Below are 19,229 nucleotides of genomic sequence, written 5' to 3'. Positions count from 1 at the left end.
GGGTTTCGCCCTTTCGACGGCGCGCGGTCGCGTTCCGGAGCCCGCCGCGGGGAGAGCACACCGGGTGCCCGGCGAAGCGGGGATCCGGCGCGTGGCCTTCCCGGTCCGCGGCGATGGCGGGGAGCACGGCGATGCTACCTGCGCCAGGTGGCGCGGACCGGCGCGATCCCTTTCCCGGCGTCACCGCGGCCGGCGGGTCGCCACTGGTCACCCGGCTGCGGGCCGGGCCGAACGAAGAGGTTCCGGGTAAGTGGGCGAGGCGGTGCTGCCCAGTGTGGCCAGTGCCGCCGGCGACCCTAACGGGTGGTTTTGTCCGACCGCCGCAATCGCGCCCCACAGACCGAAACACCAATCTTTGCTCGTGAACCCTCCCAAACAGCCGCTGAATCACTGATACTCAGCAGAGTGATGCACAGTGTTGCCTACGTCACTCCTACAACGCTGCGCGGCCGGACCGACGAGATGGGCCGCGCTACGTCCGTCCTTGCCGGCGCGCGCTCTGGCCAGTCAGGTGCGCTGGTCCTCATCGGCGCGCCCGGCACCGGGAAGTCGACACTGCTCAGCACCGGCTACGAGGAAGCCACTGGCCATCTGCGGCTTTTCGCGGCGGGCGTCCGTACCGAGTCCGACCTGTCGTATGCCGGACTGCAGCAGATGCTGTTACCGGTCGCCGACCGCGCTGGCGAGTTGCCCCAGGAGCGGGGCGCGCTGTTGCGGCAAATGCTCGACACCGGCCGGGTCGCCGAGACCGACCGGTTCGCGCTGTCGGTGGCGGTACTGGAACTGGTGCTGCACCTGAGCCGCGCCGCGCCGGTGGCGGCGTTTGTCGACGACGCCCACCTGCTCGACGCGCCCTCTTTGGAGATCCTGACCTTCGTGGCGCGCCGGCTGCGCCACGACGACCCGATCGCCCTGCTGTGCGCCGCACGCGACGCCCACCGCAAGCCGGTCCTGCCCGGCGTGCCCGCGCTGGTGCTGGGTCCCCTGCCGAAGAGCGAGATGGCCGATCTGGTGAGCGACGCCGCGCCGGTGGAGCCCACCGACACGGTCTGCGCCGAGCTGCTGCGTGCCGCACGCGGCAACCCCGGCGCCGCGCGCAGCGTTCTCGACGAGCTGTCCGCTGCGCAGCTCACCGGACAGGAGCCGCTGCCGAGCCCGTTGCCGCTGGGGCGCGACCTCATCGAGGAGTACCTGGAGCGCGTCCACGACCTGCCCGAGCCGACCCTGCAACTGCTGCTGCTCGCGGCCGCTGACTCGGAGCTGCCGGTCGACACGCTGGTGCGGGCGATGAAGGACACCGACGGCTCGGTACTCGACCTGGAACCCGCGGAGGAGCGCGGAATCGTCCGGGTACGCGATGGCCGGGTGGCTTTTCCCGATCTGCTGCTGCGCGACGCGTACTACCAGGACACGCCATTGCACCGGCTGCGTGCGGCACATTCCCGGCTCGCGGAGACCCTGGACGGGCAGGGCGACCCCAGCCGCTGCGCCTGGCACCGTGCCACCGCCGCGCGCGGCCCCGACACGCGGCTGGCCGCCGAGCTGATGTCCCGCGTCGACGCGATGCGCGAGAGCCACGGCTACGAGGCGTCGTCCGCCGCACTGGAGCGTGCCGCCGAGCTCACACCCCTTTCGTGGCTGCGTTGTTGCCGGCTGTCGAGCGCTGCCCACCACGCCTGGCTCGCCGGGCAGCCGCACCGCGCCCGGTCCCTGTTGGACCGCAACCGGCCGCACACCGTCGCGGGCCATCCCCGCGGTGTGCTTGAGCTGATCCTCGGTCATATCTCGCTGCGCAGCGACAATGCCATCGATACGCACCTCGCGTTGCGCGAGGCGGCGGAGACCCTTGAGCCGCACGACCGCCCCAACGCGCTGCGGGCGATGATCCGCTCCGCGGAGGCGGCGTCCCTCGCGGGGGACCGGCGCCGGCACCATGAGGCGGCCCAGCGGGTCGCCGACCTCTCCGAGACCGACGACCCGCCCGCGATGCTGGCCGGTGCCGCCTACATCATCGGCTCGGACGCGGTCTTCCGCGGCGACTACGAGGCCGCGATCGGCCCGTTGCGGCGGGCGGTGGCGCTGGCCGAGCAGAACGACGAGCCAACCGAGCTCATCTGGGCCAGCATCTGCGCCCTGCTCCTCGGCGACGAGCCGCGCGCCCACACTCTGGCCACCAGGGCGGTGGAGCAGGCGCGCGCCCGCGGCGCGCACGCCCTGATCCCGCAGGCGCTGGAGTTCCTGGTCTACGCGGAGTTCTGGACGGGACGGCACGCCTCCGCGATCGGCCACTGCCTGACCGGATTGCGGTTGTCCCGGGAGACCGGCCAGACCAACGGGGTCACCCACCTCACCGCCGCGCTGTCGATGCTGTCCGCGATCCAGGGAGACGAGGAGACCTGCAAGGAGCGCGCACGCGACGCCACCGAGCAGGGCACCCGGAACAGCCTGGGACTTCCGGTGGCCCTGAGCACGTGGGCGCTGGCCTTCCTGGACCTGTCCAAGGGCGCGGCCGGCCCGGCCGTCCACCGGCTGCGTAACCTGTCGCGCTGCGGTCCGGGGCAGAGCCACTGGGCGGTGCAGATGCTCACTATCCCGCACTTCGTCGAGGCCGCGGTGCTGAACGAGCAGCCCGCGCGGGCCGCTGCGCCGCTGGCCCAGTACGAGCGCTGGGCCACCAGCACCGGGAGCCCGAACGGATTGGCGCTGCTCGCCCGCTGCCGCGCTCTGCTCGCCAGCGGGGAGGAGGCGCGCGACCGCTTCGAGGAGGCGTTGCGGCTGCACCAATCGGGCGGTCACAACGGCATCGAGTACGCCCGCACCCACCTGCTCTACGGCGCCGCGCTGCGCCGCCAGCGCTCGCCGAGCACAGCGGTGGAGCACCTGCACTGCGCGCTGGAGGTGTTCGAGCATCTGGACGCCAAGATGCTGGCCACCCGGGCACGCGCCGAGCTGCGCGCCACCGGTGAGACCAAGCGTGCGGAGGACCGTACGGGGGTGTCGTCGCTGAGCGCGCAACAGGAGCAGATCGCGATGCTGGTCGCCGAGGGCGCCACGAACCGCGAGGTCGCCGCCAAGCTCTACATCAGCCCGCGCACCGTGGAGCACCACCTCCGCAACATCTTCTACCGGCTCGACGTGCGCTCCCGGGTCGAGCTGTCGCGCCTGATCTCGCGGGACTGACCCGCACCAGCGGTACGATCCACGGCATGGGCCGCGGGGGCAAGAGGGTTCGGCGCCTGGTCGCCGGTGGCCAGACCTTCCTCTGGACGGTCCGCCATGAGCACCAGGAGCACGGCGGCGGGTACCGGGGATGCCGAGAGACGCTCGCCATCCGGCTCCTTTCGTCCAACGGCCGGCTCCTGATCGTCTTCCACGCGTCCCTGGGCCGGCTGGTTCCCGACGGCTACCTGCACTCCGGCGCGGTGCGAACGAGCGGCGGTGCCGTGCACAACCTGCACGCTCCGGGAACTGTGCGGACGCTGCTCGACGAGGCGTGCGCGGTCGGCTGGCGTCCGGAGGGCTCCGCGGCCACGGAGCTGGACGGGTGGACGCTGCTCGACAATGTGGCCTCGCGCGGCGGCCGAGTGCCGCCGGCCTGAGCGCCGCAGCGTACCCCCGCCCGGCCATGCACACCGGGCGGGGGCGCCACCGCTTGGACCTGGCCCGCGGACCCGAGGCGGGGACCGACTCGAGAGAGGGGGAGCGAGGGCCGGGATTAGCGGAGGTTGACGCTGCCCTCCCCGAAGACGCCGCCATCGGGCGGTGGCGACGCGGCTGGCTCGGCCGGCCGCATTCCCGCCCGCGTCTTCGAGGAGCGCGTCGTATTCCTGATCGGCCGGATGGCCGTGGTGTGACCACTATGCGGACCCTGGGCGGGGTAGCGCATCCGGGAAATCACCGGAGTGCGGGGAAATGCGGGGCATTACTGGGGTGTGCGGCCCGCTGCCCTGGCGCGCCCTCGGTGCGGGCGTGCTCCACAGTGGAGCGGCGAAAAGAGGTGCCAGTCGGGAAGCGTTTGCCGTACGCTGAGGGAAAGCGTTTTCCGTGAAAGGTTGGGCTCATGGCAACCACCACCCTCGGCGTCGCGGTCAATGGGGCCACCGGCCGGATGGGCTACCGCCAGCATCTCGTGCGTTCCCTCCTGGCGATCCGCGATGAGGGCGGCGTCGAGCTTCCCGGCGGCCAGCGCGTGCAGCTCGAACCGGTCCTCGTCGGGCGGAACAGTGACAAGCTCGCCGCCATCGCCGCGCGCCACGGCATCGAGCGCTGGACCACCGAGCTCGACACCGCGCTATCCGACAGCGCGGTGGACCTGTACTTCGACGCGCAGGTGACCTCCGCCCGGGAGAGCGCGCTGCGTGCCGCCATCGGCGCCGGTAAGCACATCTACTCGGAGAAGCCGGTAGCCGAGTCCGTCGCCGCCGCGGTGGAGCTGGGCAAGCTGGCCGACCAGGCCGGGCTCCGGCACGGTGTGGTGCACGACAAGCTGTATCTGCCGGGGCTGCGCAAGCTGCGCCGGCTGGTCGACGGCGGGTTCTTCGGCCGGATCCTTTCGGTGCGCGGCGAGTTCGGGTACTGGGTGTTCGAAGGGGACTGGCAGGAGGCGCAGCGCCCGAGCTGGAACTACCGCGCTGAGGACGGCGGGGGCATCGTCGCCGACATGTTCTGCCACTGGAACTACGTCCTGGAGGAGCTCGTCGGCCCGGTGACCGCGGTGACCGCCAAAGCGGTCACGCACATCCCCGAGCGCCGCGACGAGGCCGGCCAGCCCTACACCGCCACCGCGGACGACGCCGCCTACGGCATCTTCGAGATCAGCGGCGGCATCGTGGCCCAGATCAACTCCTCGTGGTGCGTGCGGGTGAACCGCGACGAGCTGGTCGAGTTCCAGGTCGACGGCACCGAGGGCAGTGCGGTCGCGGGGCTGCGCCGCTGCCGGGCGCAGCACCGCGGGTTCACCCCGAAGCCGGTGTGGAATCCCGACCTCCCGGTGGCGGAACCGTTCCGGGACCAGTGGGTTGAGGTGCCCGACAACGACGAGTTCGACAACGGGTTCCGGGCGCAGTGGGAGCAGTTCGTGCGGCACGTCGTCGTTGGCGGCGAGCACCCCTACGACATCCACGCCGGCGCGCGCGGCATCCAGCTCGCCGAGGCCGGGCTGCGCTCGTCGCAGGAGGGGCGCCGGATCGAGCTGACGTCCACCGCTGCGGGGTAGCGCTCTTCGTTTCCGGGGGTTGGGCGGACGCGTCTTTGCTTTCGCCCGACCCCGGAACAAGGGGCCGGGTGCGGCTACCGGGGCCGCGGCGGCGCCGTGCTCTGCCGCTCGACGAGGTCCGTGGCGAGGTCCAGACGCAGGTTCCCGGGCCGCTCGCCGCGGCCGAGCACCAGCGCGAGGCGAGTCGCCTCCTCCGCCATCTCGGTGAGCGGCTGCCGGACGGTCGTCAGCGGCGGGCCCACCCAGCGGGCCACCGGCAGGTCGTCGAAGCCGACCACACTGAGGTCGTCGGGGATGCGCATGCCCAGCTCGCGCGCCGCCTCGTAGAGGCCCATGGCCTGGAGGTCGCTTCCGGCGAAGACCGCCGTTGGCGGGTCGTCCAGGAGGAGCAGCCGGCGTCCCTCGTCGCGGCCACCCTCGACGTGGAAGTCGCCCGTGCGGATGAGCGCGGGGTCGGTCGGCAGCCCCGCGGCGTCGAGCGCTGAGCGGTACCCGTCGATCCGGGCCCGGCTGCACAGCATGTTCTTGGGACCCCCGATCACGGCGATGCGCTCGTGGCCGAGGGAGATGAGGTGCCGGGTGGCGGCGAGCCCGCCGTTCCAGTTGGTCGCGCCGATGGAGGGGGTGTCCTCGCCCGGGTCGCCAGTAGGGTCGACGACGACGAACGGGATGCCGCGGGCGGACAGGCGCTCCTTCTGCGCCAGCGACAGTTTGGACAGGACCAGAATCGCCGCCGTCGACTGGCGCGCCAGAACGGCGTCGACCCAGGCGTCGTCCGGGGTCTGCTCACCACCGGACTCCGCGAGCACGACGTTCAGGCTCTCGGCGCGGGCCACCCGCTCCACACCGCGGATCACCTCCAGCGCCCACGCGCTGTCGAGCTCATGGAAGAGCAGGTCAATGGTCGCGGAGCGGGCGCTCCCCGGGCCCCGGCGGCGCCGGTAGCCGTGCTGGCTTATGAGTTCCTCGACGCGGGAGCGGGTCTGGGGGGCGACGTCGGACCGGCCGTTGAGGACTTTGGACACTGTCGGCACCGATACGCCAGCGGCTTCCGCAATTTTCGAGATAGTGATCGGCTCGGACTCGGCGGTGCCGTGCGAAACCGGTGTCGGATCTGCTGTCACAGCCTCTGATCATACTCCACCCCACGCGCGTGGGTTCGTGCCGAGGTGATCTGTCTCTCAAGGAGGTATTGACCTGCCCGCCCTGCGGCCGTAAATTCACATGAAATTTGCGATATTAGTTCCGATAGTTTCGGAGGCGAGTGCGGATGACCACGCTTCGGACCGGCGCTGCCGGGTCGCTCGCTCTAGCCCTGACACTCACCGCCTGTAGCGGCGGGGGAGACGGGCAGATGCACGTGTACATGTACCAGGACAGCCTCGCCGTCGTGCAGAAGGACGCGGTGGAGAGGTTCAACGAGGACGCCGATGTCGAGGCGGTGGTCGACGAGGTCCCCGGTGAGACCTACGAGGACAAGGTCCGCACCGTCATGGGTTCCAACAACCAGCCCGACGTCTTCTTCAACTGGGGAGGCGGCAACATCCGCCCCTATGTGGAGGAGGACATGCTGCTGTCGCTCGACGACATGATGGAGAACAACCCGGAGTTCGAGGAGTCCTTCATCCCCTCCGTCCTGGAGGAGGCCCAGATCGACGGCGTCCAGTACGGCGTCCCGATGCGCGGCACTCAGCCGGTACTGCTGTTCTACAACGAGGCCGTGTTCGAGGACGTGGGCGCGGAGCCGCCCGAGACCTGGGAGGACCTCCTGGGGCTGGTCGACACCTTCAACGACGAGGGGATCACCCCGTTCGCGTTGGGCGGGGCCGACACCTGGACCATGCAGATGTGGCTCCAGTACCTGGTCGACCGGAACGGTGGGCCCGAGGTGTTCCAGCAGATCGAATCGGGCGACCCCGAAGGATGGCGCGACCCGGCGATGCTGCAGGCCGCGGAAGGCGTCGAGGAGCTGGTGAACCGCGACGCGTTCGGCGACAACTTCTCCTCGGTCAGCTTCACCGAGGGCGCGGCGTCGACGCTGCTCTCCGAAGGGGACGCGGCGATGCACCTCATGGGTTCCTGGGAGTACTCCACCCACCTCGACCAGGCGGAGGAGTTCGCCGAGAACGACCTCGGCTACGCACCGTTCCCGGAGGTCTCCGGAGGCGCTGGCGACCCCGCCAACGTGACCGGTAACCCCACCAACTACTTCTCGGTCACCGCCGACAGCGAGTACACCGAAGAAGCGCAGGAGTTCCTGAAGGCGACCGCCGAGGAGGAGTACGTCCGCGACATGGTCGAGAACGGCGAGGTCCCCACGACCACCGACGCCGAGGAGTACCTCGACGACAGCCCCAACCCCGACTTCGCGCGGTTCCAGTACGAGTTGGTGCAGGACGCTCCGCACTTCCAGCTCTCCTGGGACCAGTCCCTCGACGCCGACGTGTCCGAGGCGATGCTGAACGAGATCGACAAGCTGTTCATCGGCGAGAGCACACCGGACGAGTTCGTTGACGCCATGGCGGAGCAGCAGCAGTGAGCCTGACCACCACACGCCGGAGACTACCCGGGAGCTCCGGCTCCCGGGTGGGGCGTCCGGGCGCGGTCTGGGCGCTGCCGGCGCTGCTGTTCTTCGGCGCGTTCGCGCTGCTGCCCCTGGTGCTCGTGGCCTACCTCTCCCTGACCGCCTGGAACGGCCTGGGCACGCCCGACTTCATCGGCACGCAAAACTGGGAGGAGCTAGCCGGCGACCCCGCCATGCGGGAAGCCGTCGGCCTCAGCACCGCCCTGACCACGTTGTCCTGGCTGGTGCAGACCCCGATCAGCCTGCTCCTCGGGGTGTGGGCGGCCGGCCCGCAGCGCAACCGCGCCATCCTCTCGGCGATCTTCTTCGTCCCGCTGCTGCTGTCGACGGCGGCGATCGCGATCCTGTGGCGGGCCCTGCTGGAGCCCAACTTCGGCCCGATGTCCAATGTCGGGTGGTTCCCCAACCTGCTGGGCGACTCGCCCTCGGCGTTGCTGGTCATCGTGTTCGTCACCGCGTGGCAGTTCATCCCGCTGCACACCCTCCTCTACCAGGGGGGCGCGCGGCAGATCCCGGTGTCGCTCTACCAGGCGGCCGAGATCGACGGCGCCAGCAGGGCGCGAGCGTTCTGGCACATCACGCTGCCCCAGCTGCGCAACACGATCACGACGTCATCGGTGCTGATGGTGGTCGGCACGCTCACCTACTTCGAGACGGTGCTGGTCATCACGGGCGGCAAGCACCACACCACCATCGTTCCCTACCTGATGTACGAGTCCGGCTTCGTGGCCACGCGGCTGGGTTACGCCAGCGCCGTCGCGTGCACGCTCGTCGTCGTCGCGACCGCGGTCTCGCTCGCCATGGTCCGCTTCACCGGGTTCGGTTCGATGCGCAGTACACGGGAGGGCATGTGACCGGCACGTCGCAGGTGGCACCGGCACCCGAGGCCGAGCCCACCACCGGGGACACCCCCGCACCGAGCCCGCAGGGGCGGGGGTGGTGGGGTTCGCTGCGCGCGGGCTCGCGCCGACACAACGTCCTGGCCGGGGCCGGTGCGTTCGTGTGGCTGCTCGTGGTCGGCGTTCCGATCTACTCGTTGCTGGTCGCCACGATCCAGCCCTACGAGGACTACATCGCGTCGAACCCGCTCGTGCCTCCGGACAATCCGACCCTGGACAATTACGTCACCGCTCTGAACAGCGGCCTGTTCGGGTTCGTGTGGAACACGCTGCTTGTGACGGTCGCCGTCGTGGCGATCGTCGTGGCCCTCACCACGACCACGGCCTTCGCCATTGTGCGCGCCCGGACCCGCTGGACCACCGGAATCTTCCGCGTCTTCCTGCTCGGCCTGGCGATCCCGTTGCAGGCGGTGGTGATCCCGGTCTATCTGATCATCAACCAGCTGGGGCTCTACGACTCGCTCATGGCGATCGTGCTGCCCACCGCCGCGTTCGCGCTCCCGGTGTGCGTGCTCATCCTGACCGGGTCGATGCGCGACATCTCCGATGACCTCTACGAGGCCATGGCGATCGACGGCGCCGGCTCGGTCCGGATCTTCGTCCAGCTCGTGCTGCCGATGTCGCGCTCCGGGATCAGCACGGTCGGCATCTACGCGGCCCTGCAGGCGTGGAACGGCTTCCTGTTCCCGTTCCTGCTCACCCAGTCGGAGGAGAACCGCCTCATCACCCTGGGGCTGTTCGAGTTCCAGGACCAGTTCGGAGTGAACATCCCCGCCCTGCTGTCCGCCGTAGTGCTGTCCGCCATCCCGATCCTCATCGTCTACCTGATCGCGCGCCGCTCCCTGGTCGCCGGCCTCATGGGCGTCGGCGGCAAGTAGCCCGTACCCGGGTCCACAGCGGCACCCCAGCCTCCGCCACAGCGGAGCACCGAACTAGAAGGGCGACAAATGACGCGTCTTCCCGAGCCCGCCGGCCAGCCCGACGGCACGGGCCCGACACCGGTCGGCGCCGCGGACGAGACCGCCCCGTGGCGGGACTCCGCACGCCCGGCCACCGAGCGGGCCGAGCGGTTACTCCGGCTCATGACCCTGGAGGAGAAGGTCGCGCAACTCAACGGACTCTGGGTGGGAGCGGACGCGGGCGGCGGGGCCGTCGCGCCGCACCAGGACGAGATCGCGAGCGAATCGGTCGACTGGGACCGGGCCATTGCCGGTGGCCTCGGCCAGCTCACCCGCCCGTTCGGAACCGCGCCGATCGACCCCGCGACGGGGCGGGAGTCGCTGGCCCGGGCGCAGCGCGAGATCAGGGCCGCGAACCGGTTCGGGATCCCGGCACTCGCCCACGAGGAGTGCCTCGCGGGCTTCACCACCTGGGGAGCGACGATCTACCCGGTCCCGCTGGCGTGGGGTGCGTCGTTCGACTCCGAGCTGGTGGAGCGGATGGCCGCGCAGATCGGCGCGAGCCTGCGCCAGGTCGGGGTGCACCAGGGGCTCGCCCCCGTCCTCGACGTCGCTCGCGACCCCCGGTGGGGCCGCACCGAGGAGACCATCGGTGAGGACCCGTACCTGGTCGGGACCCTGGGCACGGCATACGTCCGAGGGTTGCAGTCGGCCGGCATCGTGGCGACCCTCAAGCACTTCGTGGGCTACTCGGCATCGCGCGCCGGGCGCAACCTCGCCCCCGTCTCGGTCGGCGCGCGCGAGCTGGCCGACGTGCTGCTGCCCCCGTTCGAGATGGCGGTGCGCGACGGAGCCGCGGAGTCGGTCATGCAGGCCTACAACGACAACGACGGCGTTCCCGCGGCCGCCGACCACTGGCTGCTCACCGGGTTGCTGCGGGACCAGTGGGGGTTCGGCGGCACCGTAGTCTCCGACTACTTCGCGGTGACGTTCCTGCGGACCCTGCACGGTCTCGCGGAGTCATCGGAGCGGGCCGGTGCGCTCGCGATCGCGGCCGGGGTCGACGTGGAGCTGCCCGACGTCGACTGCTACGGGGACCACCTGGCCGGGGCGGTCCGTTCGGGGGACGTCCCCGAGGAGGTGGTGGACCAGGCCGCCCTGCGGGTCCTCACCCAGAAGTGCGAACTGGGACTGCTGGACCCCGGATGGGAACCGCTGCCCGCCAGTGACCCGGGAGCCGGCACCGGAGACGGGCAGAGCGCGGACGCGCGCATCGACCTGGACCCGCCGGCGCACCGGGACCTCGCCGCGCGGCTCGCCGAGGAGTCGGTGGTGCTGCTCGCCAACGACCAGGGCACGCTTCCACTGGCGGGAGAACCGCGCCTGGCCGTCGTCGGTCCGAGCGCCGACACCACGCACGCGATGCTGGGCTGCTACTCCTTCCCCAGCCACATCGGCGCCCGCTACCCGGACACCCCAGATGGCGTGCGGATCCCGACCTTGCTCGACGCGCTGGGGGCCGAGATCCCGGGGGCCCGGATCGACTACCAGCGCGGCTGCGACACCGACGGAACCGAAACGTCCGGCATTGCCGCGGCCGTGGCCGCCGCGCGCTCGGCCGACGTATGTGTCGCCGTCCTCGGTGACCGCGCCGACCTGTTCGGCCGGGGGACCTCGGGCGAAGGGTGCGACCGCGAGGACCTGCGGCTTCCCGGGGCCCAGCAGCAGCTCCTGGAAGCGGTGCTGGAGACCGGCACACCGGTGGTGCTGGTGCTGTTCGCGGGCCGGCCCTACGCCCTCGGCGGGGTCGCCGACCGGCTCGCGGCGGCGGTACAGGCGTTCTTCCCCGGTGAGGAAGGCGGCTCGGCGGTCGCGGGAGTCCTGGCCGGGCGCGTCAACCCCAGCGGCAGGCTGCCGGTCGCCGTGCCCCGAGCACCGGGGGCGCAGCCGGCCAGCTTCATCGGTCCGCCGCTCGCGCACCGCAGCGAGGTCAGCTCGGTCGACCCCACGCCGCTCTACCCATTCGGCCACGGCCTCTCCTACACCCGGTTCACCTGGGAGGACCCGCGAATCGAGGGTCATCCGGCGGCGGGTGCGGAGCCGGCGGTCGCGGGCACGGAGGAGGCGGTGACGTTGGGGTGCACGGTCCGCAATGACGGTGCCGTCGCTGGTACGGAGGTTGTGCAGCTCTACCTGAGCGACCCGGTTGCCCGGGTGACCCGGCCGCCGCGCCGGCTCGTCGGCTACGCGCGGGTGCACCTGGAGCCGGGCGCCGCCCGGTACCTGGAGTTCGTCGTGCACGCCGACCTCGCGAGCTACACCGCTGTCCCCGGCCGCCGCATTGTCGAGGGCGGTGACCTGGAACTGGCCCTGGCGGCGTCGAGCGCCGATGTGCGGCACACGGTCAAGGTCCGCCTTGAGGGCCCGACACGTACTGTCGACCACACCCGGCACCTCACGAGCGAGGTCCGGGTACGGGAACCAGAGGAGTCCGCCATGCACCTGACCTGATGCCCCGCGGCCTGTTGGCCGTATGCTGGCTCCCGCGGATCCGCACCACTCGAGAGGGGAGTCTCACGCCTGCTTGGAAAACGCTTCCCAAAAGTGGTGCGGCAGCGTTCGCGCACCGGTGCCGGCCTGGCGAGCCACCGCGGAACATCCCCCAGCGATAAGGAGAACGATGGGCACCCCCCTTCGGATGGAAGGCGCATCGGCCCCTCTGGTGCGCGCGGCGATCGTCGGTACCGGCAATATCGCCCGTTTCCACATCGAGGCGCTGACGTCGATGCCGGACCAGGTCGAGGTCGTCGCGGCCGCGGATGTCGACGAGGAGAACCTGACCCGCTTCGGGAGCCGCCACGGCCTGGACGCCCTCTACCGCGACGTCGAGGAGATGCTGAGCGCCACCTCGCCGGACCTGGTCCACGTCTGCACGCCCCCCGGACTGCACCGGTCCCAGGTCCTGGCGTGCCTGGAGGCGGGCGCCAGCGCGCTGGTGGAGAAACCGCCGGCGCTCAGCCTGGCCGAACTGGAGGCGATGGCCGCGGCCGAAGGCGCGCGGGGACCGTGGTTCGCAACCCTCTTCCAGCACCGGTTCGGCTCCGGGGCCCAGCGGGCGCGGGCACTGATCGAGTCGGGCGACCTGGGCCGGCCTCTGGTGGCGGTGTGCCACACGACCTGGTACCGGGAGCAGTCGTACTTCGATGTCCCCTGGCGCGGCCGCTGGGAGACCGAAGGCGGCGGACCGACCATGGGCCACGGCATCCATCAGATGGACCTGCTCGCGGCGCTCCTCGGGGACTGGGCCGAGGTGTCGGCCAGCGCCCACCAGCAGGCACGCACGATCCAGACCGAGGACGTCTCGCTCGCCCGGGTGACCTTCGCCAACGGTGCCGTCGCCAGCGTGGTCAACAGCCTGGTGTCGCCCCGCGAGGAGAGCTACATCCGCATCGACCTGGAGCGGGCGACCATCGAGCTCACCCACCTGTACGGCTACGGCGACGAGGACTGGCGCATCACCCCGGCCCCGGGATTCGAGGAGCAGGTCACGGCGGCGTGGAAGGCAGGCGAGGCCGGAGTCGCCAGCGGGCACACCGCGCAGCTCGGGCACGTCATCGCCGCCGTTCAGGGCGGAACGGCTCCGCCTGTCACCTCCGCGGAGTCGCTGCGGACGATGCGGCTGGTGGCCGGGGTCTACGCCTCAGCGTTCCAGCGGCGCCCGATCACCCCGGCCGACCTCGGCGCGGACTCACCCTTCCACGGCCGCATGGACGGGGACGGTCCGCGATGGTGACCACCGCCCATCCCCACGGTGCCGCCCGGGCGCGCTCCACCGCACCCGGCCGGGAGGAGGCGGCACGCGGCCCTTGTTCCGGCATCTACAACGACCCGGTACCGACCACCCCCGAGCAGTACCTCATCGACTGATCCCGCGACCCCGCGGTGGGGACGGACCGGTCACCGACGGGTCCGTCCCCACCGCGGGATCCGGACCGCCGCGCAGGCCACCACCCTGAACGGAGAATCGGATGACCATCGACCAGCGCGCCGCGGCCGCCCCCGCCGACGCCGCGAACGAGGGGGCCGAACCCGCTGCCAAAGGGATCGGACTGGTGCACGAGCACGAGCGCTCGCTGTTGCTGACCCACGACGGCGCCGAACTGACCCGCTACGTGTACCGGCCTTGGGACCGCCAACTGGAGTCGCCGCGCCCCTACTTCCACCCGGTGCGGACCCTCGGGGGCGACCTCGTCAGCCTGTACCGGCCGCACGACCACGTCTGGCACAAGGGCATCGCCTGGTCACTGCCGAACGTCGGCCCGGCCAACCTCTGGGGCGGGCCCACCTACGTGCGCGACAAGGGGTACCAGCAGCTCGCCAACGACGGCACCATGCTGCACCGCGAGTTCGACCGCCTCGACACCACCCGGGGCGAGACGGCCGTGGTCAGCGAGCACCTGGACTGGATCACCGAGCAGGGCCAGACCTGGTTCACCGAACACCGGACGTTCCAGGCCACCGTCGACCTCGCCCGCCAGGCGTGGACCCTGGTGTTCGAGACCTCGTTCCGCAACCGCACCGAGGACGCCATCCCCATCGGCAGCCCCACCACCGAAGGCCGGGAGAACGCCGGCTACGGCGGCCTGTTCTGGCGCGGCCCCCGCTCGTTCAGCGGCGGCCGCGTCTACAGTCCCCAGATGGAAGGGGGCGACGACCTGATGGGGGTGCGCGCTCCGTGGTTGGCCTTCGCGGGGCGGCACGACGGCAATGACCGCTCCTCGACGCTGGTGTTCGTCGACGCGCCGGACAATCCGGGCCACCCCACCCAGTGGTTCGTGCGCACCGGCATATTCGCCTGTGTCTGCCCGGCCCCGTTCTTCAGTGAGGAGGTCATGGCCGAGCCGGACACTCCGTTGTCGTACCGCTACGCGGTCGTCATCGCCGACGGCGACCGGGAACGATCCGGATCGGCGGGGCTCGCCGAACTCGGCCGGGTCGAGCTCGACGGTGCGCGGATCCGGATGCGGGGAGGTGCGCCATGACCGCCTTGAACCAGCTACCCGGGGACGGGCTGGGGGCCAGCGCCCCCGTTGGGTTCCCCGGCGGTACCGCGGTGAGCCACCTGCGGGTCTACGACTGGCCCACCGAGGACGGCCTGGCGGGCGGCTCCCCGCACCTGCACACCGCCTCGGCGGAGGGGTACGTGGTCCTGCGCGGTGAGGGGAGCCTGGAAACCCTGAGCAGCGCCGGGTTCCGCGAGACCCCGCTCGTGCCGGGCACCTTGCTGTGGTTCACACCGGGCACCGTGCACCGGCTGGTGAATCGCAGTGGCGACCTCGAACTGGTCGTCGTCATGCAGAACGCCGGGCTGCCCGAGGCGGGCGACGCGATCCTCACCTACCCGCCGCGCGTGCTGGCCGACCCGGACGAGTACCAGCGGGCGACCGCCATCCCCGCGGCGGCGGACTTCCCTGACGCGGCGACGGCGCACGCGGCGATGTCGCGGGCCGCACGCCACCGCCGGGACCTGGCCATCGAGGGCTACCTGGCGTTGCGCGACCGGGTCAGCGCCGAAGGCGGCCGCGGCCTGGCGGAGATGCACGCGGCCGCGGTGCGGCTGGTGCGCGACAAGGCCGCCGGGTGGCACCACCACTGGGAACGCGGCCCGCTCGGCCAGGCCAACGCGACCGGCCGCCACCTGGACGACCTGGCGCAGGGACAGGGGAGCCACCTGAGCGAGGCCACCGTCTACACCGCGGAGTCCCCACCGGGCCCGTTACGCAACGGCATGTGCGGCCTGCTCAAGGTCTGGGACCTCGACGGCGCCCGGCCGATCGGCTAGCAGTGTCGAGGACTCGGGACGAGCCGGGACCGTGCCCAGGATGCCGGCTCGTCCCGGGCCGGCACGGTCACGCGAACAGCTCCTTGGCGTGCTCGACAGAAACTGCGCGTATCAACCAGGTCTGCTGCAGGTCGGGGTCGGTGCACTCCATGAGGTACTGGCGCAGGCCGGCGGGGATGTCGATCCCGCGACTCTCCGACACCGCGAGGGTGGCCGTAGCCAGCCCTCTGGCCTTGCATTTGGCGGTGTGTTCGCGGCCCTGCGGAGTATCGGGCTCGTTCTCGGCGGAGCAGATGAGCAGGTATTCGGTGCTGTCGGCGGTGGCTGCCCGGCGTGCCCAGATGGCGAGTTGGTCGATGTCGGTGCATTTGGTGATGCGTTGGCGGACGTGCTCGGAGGTGGTGAGCCCGCGGGCCTCCAGCACGAGGAGGATGGCTTTGGCCCAGCCCTTGGCCTCGCCCTCAGCCTTGCCCTCGGCGTACGCAGCGCGGCCGATGTCGCTCCGCCACTTGTAGGAGGTGTGGTTCACGTTCGTTCGGGTTTCTGGGGTGGAGCGGGCCCGGGCATATGCCGGGCCCGGGCGGTAGCTCGGCGGATGGGTCAGGAGAACAGGTCTTCGGCATGGTCGATGGTGGCTGCCCGGCGTGCCCACGCGTCGAGTTGGTCGATGTCGGTGCACTCGGTGATGCGTTGGCGGACGTGCTCGGAGATGGTGAGCCCGCGGCTCTCCAGCATGGTGAGGATGGTTTCCGCTTTGCCTTCCGCTTTGCCCTTGGCCTCGCCCTCGGCGTACGAGGCGCGGCCGACGTCGCTCCGCCATTCGTATGACACGGTCAAGATGTCCTCCAGGAGTTTTCGGGCCGCGGCGGGTAGCGCCGCGCCCAGATAGTCAGAATACCTAGACCGCTGCTCCGCATCTATGGCATCGAATGCGGGTTGTAGCGATCTGATCACCACCGGGTCCTCGGTGCGGTGTATCGCCGCGGCGAGTATGGCTACTTCCGGTTCCCGGCGGGCCTGGTCGGGGTCGGTGACGGGCTCCAGCGCGGTCATCGGCAGTGCCACGGGGCGCAGTTCACCGCAGCCCAGGTCGATCGGTTCGGCGCACCGGTAGGCCAGGTTCCGGGTGGGGGTGAGCACCGGCAGCTGCACCGGGCAGCGCAGCCGGTGGCGCACGTTGGCCACGTAGGCGGGCCAGGAGTACTTCTTGCGTTTGTCGGGTTTGCGCTGGTTCTCCACGATGATGGCCGCCAGCGGTGGCGCGTTGGGGCGAGGGGGGGTCGTCCTCCAGGACCACCACGGAGTCGGCCAACAGCTCGGCCGGGGAGGTGGTGGTGGCCTCGCTGGCGTCGCATCGGGCGCGGCTGTAGTGGGGGAGCGGTTTGCCCGCGGCGTGGCCGAACAGCTTCGCCGCGAGGTCGGGCGAATTCCGGAGCAGGTCGAGTGGAAACTCGTGGTCCCATGAAGGCATGCGCGAAATGTAGTAGGTCGGGCACGGTACGCGCGGGAGAATCGGGAAACATCCCCATCGTCGCGTTTTCTTGCTCCTGGTCCCGCCTCCCGGATACGCTTACGGAAAACGCTTTCCGACTACCGTGAGGTGTGCCGTGAGCCCCACCATCAGGCTGCCCGCCGCGGACGGCTCCATCGTCGACTACCAGGTGCCTGAACCGGGAAAATGGCACCGCTCGGCCGATCCGCCGAACAGCCGGATCGCGTTCGCCGCCGCCCACGTGGCCGCCGACCCCCTCGGGGACAACGTGCCGGGCGCGCCCGCGGCCGTGGACTGGGAGGCCACCCTGGCGTTCCGGCGGCACCTGTGGTCGCACGGGCTCGGGGTGGCCGAGGCCATGGACACCGCGCAACGGGGTATGGGGCTGGACTGGCCGGCCACCCGCGAGCTGATCCGCCGGAGCGCCGCCGAGGCCGGGGCCACCGGCGGCCGGATCGCCGCGGGGGCCGGAACCGACCACCTGCCCGCCGACGCGTCGGCCCTCGCGGACGTGGCGGCCGGCTACGAGGAGCAGGCCGCGGTGGTCGAGGACGCCGGTGCCCAGGTGATCCTCATGGCCAGTCCGCACCTGGCGGCGCTGGCCCGCGGGCCCAAGGACTACCACGAGATCTACGGCAAACTGCTCGACCAGGTGCGCGAACCGGCCATCCTGCACTGGCTGGGCCCCATGTTCGCCCCCGCGCTGGCCGGCTACTGGGGGTCGGATGACGTGGCCGAGGCCACCGAGTCGCTGCTGGCCCTGCTGCGCCGTTACGCCGACAGGGTCGACGGCGTCAAGGTCTCGCTGCTGGACGCCGCGCACGAGACCCGGCTTCGCGCGGCCCTTCCCGAAGGGGTCCGGCTCTACACCGGCGACGACTTCCACTACCCGGAGCTGATAAAGGGGGACGGCCGCGCCTACAGCGACGCGCTGCTCGGTGTCTTCGCCGCGATCGCGCCCGCCGCCGCCTCCGCGCTGCGCGCCCTGGACGACGGGGACGAGGCCGCCTACGACGCCGCGCTCGAACCGACCGTGCCCCTGGCCCGGCACCTGTTCAGCGCGCCCACCTACTACTACAAGACCGGTATCGCGTTCCTGGCCTGGCTGTGCGGGCACCAGCCCGGATTCACGATGGTCGGCGGGCTGCACGCCGGGCGCGGCACCGTCCACCTGGCGCACGCCTTCCGGCTCGCCGGGGACGCGGGACTGCTGAGCGACCCCGACCTGGCCGCGGCCCGAATGCGCTCACTGCTCGACGTCGCGGGGGTGGACCGGTGACCGGAATCGAACGCCTCTCGCTCAACCAGAAGACCGTCAACCGGTGCACGGCCCCAGAGGCCATCGACGGCTGTCTCGCGGCCGGGGTCCCCGCGATCGGTCTGTGGCGCGAGCCGGTGCAGGAGACCGGCGTGCGCCGGGCGGCCAAGCTCGTGCGGGACGCCGGGCTGCGCGTGTCGTCGTTGTGCCGTGGCGGTTTCTTCACCGCCGAGGAGGGCCCGCGCAGGCGCGCGGCCCTCGACGACAACCGCAGGGCCCTCGACGAGGCCGCGGAGCTCGGTGCCCCGTGCCTGGTGCTCGTTGTCGGCGGGCTGCCCGATGGCTCGCGTGACCTGCCCGCCGCCCGCCAGCGCGTCATCGGCGCGCTCGCCGAACTGGCGCCGTACGCCGCCGAGCGCGGTGTGCGGCTCGCGCTGGAACCGATGCACCCCGTCTACTGTGCCGACCGCGGGGTGCTGTCCACCCTGGGGCAGGCGCTCGCGATCGCCGAGGAGTTCCCCACCGACCGGGTGGGAGTGGTGGTCGACACCTTCCACGTGTGGTGGGACCCGGAGGTGTTCGCGCAGATCGAGCGAGCTGGCCCACGTATCGCAAGCTTCCAGGTAAGCGACTGGATCACCCCGCTGCCCGCCGATGTGCTGCTCGGGCGCGGAATGATGGGTGACGGCCACATCGAGTTCGCGCCGCTGCGCGCGGCTGTGGACGCCGCCGGGTACCGAGGCGACATCGAGGTGGAGATCTTCAACGCGGACGTGTGGGCACGCGAGCCCGGTGAGGTCATGGGCACCATGGTCGAGCGCTACCTCGACACCGTCTGCGGCTGAACACCGGTCGCGCCCCTACCCACGCCCCGTGCGCGGGCTCGCGGTGTCCACGGGTCCGCCCGTCCGCGGGCCTGTTCCGGGGCACACCAGCGGGGGTCCGGGTGCGTCCCGCCTCCGCGTGCGCCTCGCTGGCCCCGGCTCCGAACGCGCAACGCTGCCTCCCGCGCCCCACGCGCGGGGCTCGCTGCGCTGTGC

17 protein-coding genes are annotated in these 19,229 nt (G+C 71.2%); 14 read left to right on the top strand and 3 right to left on the bottom strand.

The genetic code is table 11. The annotated features are described in order from the left end of the window. The first annotated feature begins 408 nt into the window (after positions 1–408). The 4 genes from F4561_RS26315 to F4561_RS26305 all read left to right on the top strand — a co-directional run bounded on the left by F4561_RS26315 (position 409) and on the right by F4561_RS26305 (position 5,215). Positions 409–3,180, top strand: coding sequence for a helix-turn-helix transcriptional regulator (locus F4561_RS26315; protein ID WP_246438080.1), 2,772 nt, complete (start codon positions 409–411; stop codon positions 3,178–3,180). Positions 3,181–3,206: 26 nt separating this feature from the next. Beyond that, a complete protein-coding gene (locus tag F4561_RS26310) occupies positions 3,207–3,599 on the top strand; it encodes a hypothetical protein (protein WP_184582716.1) in 393 nt (130 codons plus the stop codon). 126 nt (positions 3,600–3,725) lie between these two features. Next, entirely contained in the window at positions 3,726–3,854 is a 129-nt protein-coding gene (locus F4561_RS33445) for a hypothetical protein (RefSeq protein ID WP_281384125.1), read from the top strand. Positions 3,855–4,060: 206 nt separating this feature from the next. After that, complete coding sequence (locus tag F4561_RS26305; RefSeq protein WP_184582714.1) at positions 4,061–5,215, top strand: Gfo/Idh/MocA family protein; 1,155 nt, start codon at positions 4,061–4,063, stop codon at positions 5,213–5,215. Positions 5,216–5,289: 74 nt separating this feature from the next. Here F4561_RS26305 and F4561_RS26300 read toward each other — a convergent pair whose 3' ends face one another. Beyond that, entirely contained in the window at positions 5,290–6,339 is a 1,050-nt protein-coding gene (locus F4561_RS26300) for a LacI family DNA-binding transcriptional regulator (protein ID WP_184582712.1), read from the bottom strand. 146 nt (positions 6,340–6,485) lie between these two features. Between F4561_RS26300 and F4561_RS26295 the strand changes: the two genes are divergently transcribed. The 8 genes from F4561_RS26295 (at position 6,486) to F4561_RS26260 (ending at position 15,439) form a co-directional block, all read left to right on the top strand. After that, a complete protein-coding gene (locus tag F4561_RS26295; protein WP_184582710.1) occupies positions 6,486–7,754 on the top strand; it encodes an ABC transporter substrate-binding protein in 1,269 nt (422 codons plus the stop codon). Then, positions 7,751–8,653, top strand: coding sequence for a carbohydrate ABC transporter permease (locus F4561_RS26290; protein ID WP_184582702.1), 903 nt, complete (start codon positions 7,751–7,753; stop codon positions 8,651–8,653). The genes F4561_RS26295 and F4561_RS26290 overlap by 4 nt, the downstream gene beginning before the upstream one ends. Beyond that, on the top strand, positions 8,650–9,576 hold the full coding sequence (locus tag F4561_RS26285; RefSeq protein ID WP_312885548.1) for a carbohydrate ABC transporter permease: 927 nt from the start codon (positions 8,650–8,652) through the stop codon (positions 9,574–9,576). Before F4561_RS26290 ends, F4561_RS26285 begins: the two co-directional genes overlap by 4 nt. 69 nt (positions 9,577–9,645) lie before the next feature. Continuing rightward, positions 9,646–12,108, top strand: a complete 2,463-nt coding sequence (locus tag F4561_RS26280) for a beta-xylosidase/alpha-l-arabinosidase (RefSeq protein ID WP_184582700.1) — start codon at positions 9,646–9,648, stop codon at positions 12,106–12,108. A 169-nt stretch (positions 12,109–12,277) separates the two neighbouring features. After that, positions 12,278–13,390 carry a Gfo/Idh/MocA family protein gene (locus tag F4561_RS26275; protein ID WP_184582698.1) on the top strand — a complete coding sequence of 371 codons (1,113 nt, stop codon included), beginning with the start codon at positions 12,278–12,280 and terminating at the stop codon, positions 13,388–13,390. Continuing rightward, positions 13,384–13,524 carry a hypothetical protein gene (locus F4561_RS26270; protein WP_184582696.1) on the top strand — a complete coding sequence of 47 codons (141 nt, stop codon included), beginning with the start codon at positions 13,384–13,386 and terminating at the stop codon, positions 13,522–13,524. The genes F4561_RS26275 and F4561_RS26270 overlap by 7 nt, the downstream gene beginning before the upstream one ends. Before the next feature lie 101 nt (positions 13,525–13,625). Then, complete coding sequence (locus tag F4561_RS26265) at positions 13,626–14,639, top strand: DUF6807 domain-containing protein (RefSeq protein ID WP_184582694.1); 1,014 nt, start codon at positions 13,626–13,628, stop codon at positions 14,637–14,639. After that, positions 14,636–15,439: a cupin domain-containing protein gene (locus tag F4561_RS26260; protein WP_184582692.1), complete on the top strand. Its 804-nt coding sequence runs from the start codon at positions 14,636–14,638 to the stop codon at positions 15,437–15,439. Before F4561_RS26265 ends, F4561_RS26260 begins: the two co-directional genes overlap by 4 nt. Positions 15,440–15,506: 67 nt before the next feature. Here F4561_RS26260 and F4561_RS26255 read toward each other — a convergent pair whose 3' ends face one another. After that, on the bottom strand, positions 15,507–15,968 hold the full coding sequence (locus tag F4561_RS26255; protein ID WP_184582690.1) for a hypothetical protein: 462 nt from the start codon (positions 15,966–15,968) through the stop codon (positions 15,507–15,509). A gap of 71 nt (positions 15,969–16,039) precedes the next feature. Continuing rightward, entirely contained in the window at positions 16,040–16,678 is a 639-nt protein-coding gene (locus F4561_RS26250) for an RpnC/YadD family protein (RefSeq protein WP_312885547.1), read from the bottom strand. Positions 16,679–17,046: 368 nt separating this feature from the next. Between F4561_RS26250 and F4561_RS26245 the strand changes: the two genes are divergently transcribed. Beyond that, positions 17,047–18,210, top strand: a complete 1,164-nt coding sequence (locus F4561_RS26245) for a dihydrodipicolinate synthase family protein (RefSeq protein WP_184582688.1) — start codon at positions 17,047–17,049, stop codon at positions 18,208–18,210. After that, positions 18,207–19,034, top strand: coding sequence for a sugar phosphate isomerase/epimerase family protein (locus F4561_RS26240; RefSeq protein WP_184582686.1), 828 nt, complete (start codon positions 18,207–18,209; stop codon positions 19,032–19,034). Before F4561_RS26245 ends, F4561_RS26240 begins: the two co-directional genes overlap by 4 nt. The last annotated feature ends 195 nt before the right edge of the window (positions 19,035–19,229 follow it).

Origin of the sequence: Lipingzhangella halophila, from assembly GCF_014203805.1 — a bacterium.
Classification (GTDB): domain Bacteria; phylum Actinomycetota; class Actinomycetes; order Streptosporangiales; family Streptosporangiaceae; genus Lipingzhangella; species Lipingzhangella halophila.
Note: the sequence above shows the minus strand (reverse complement) of the source record. Positions and strands in the feature narration are given on the sequence as shown.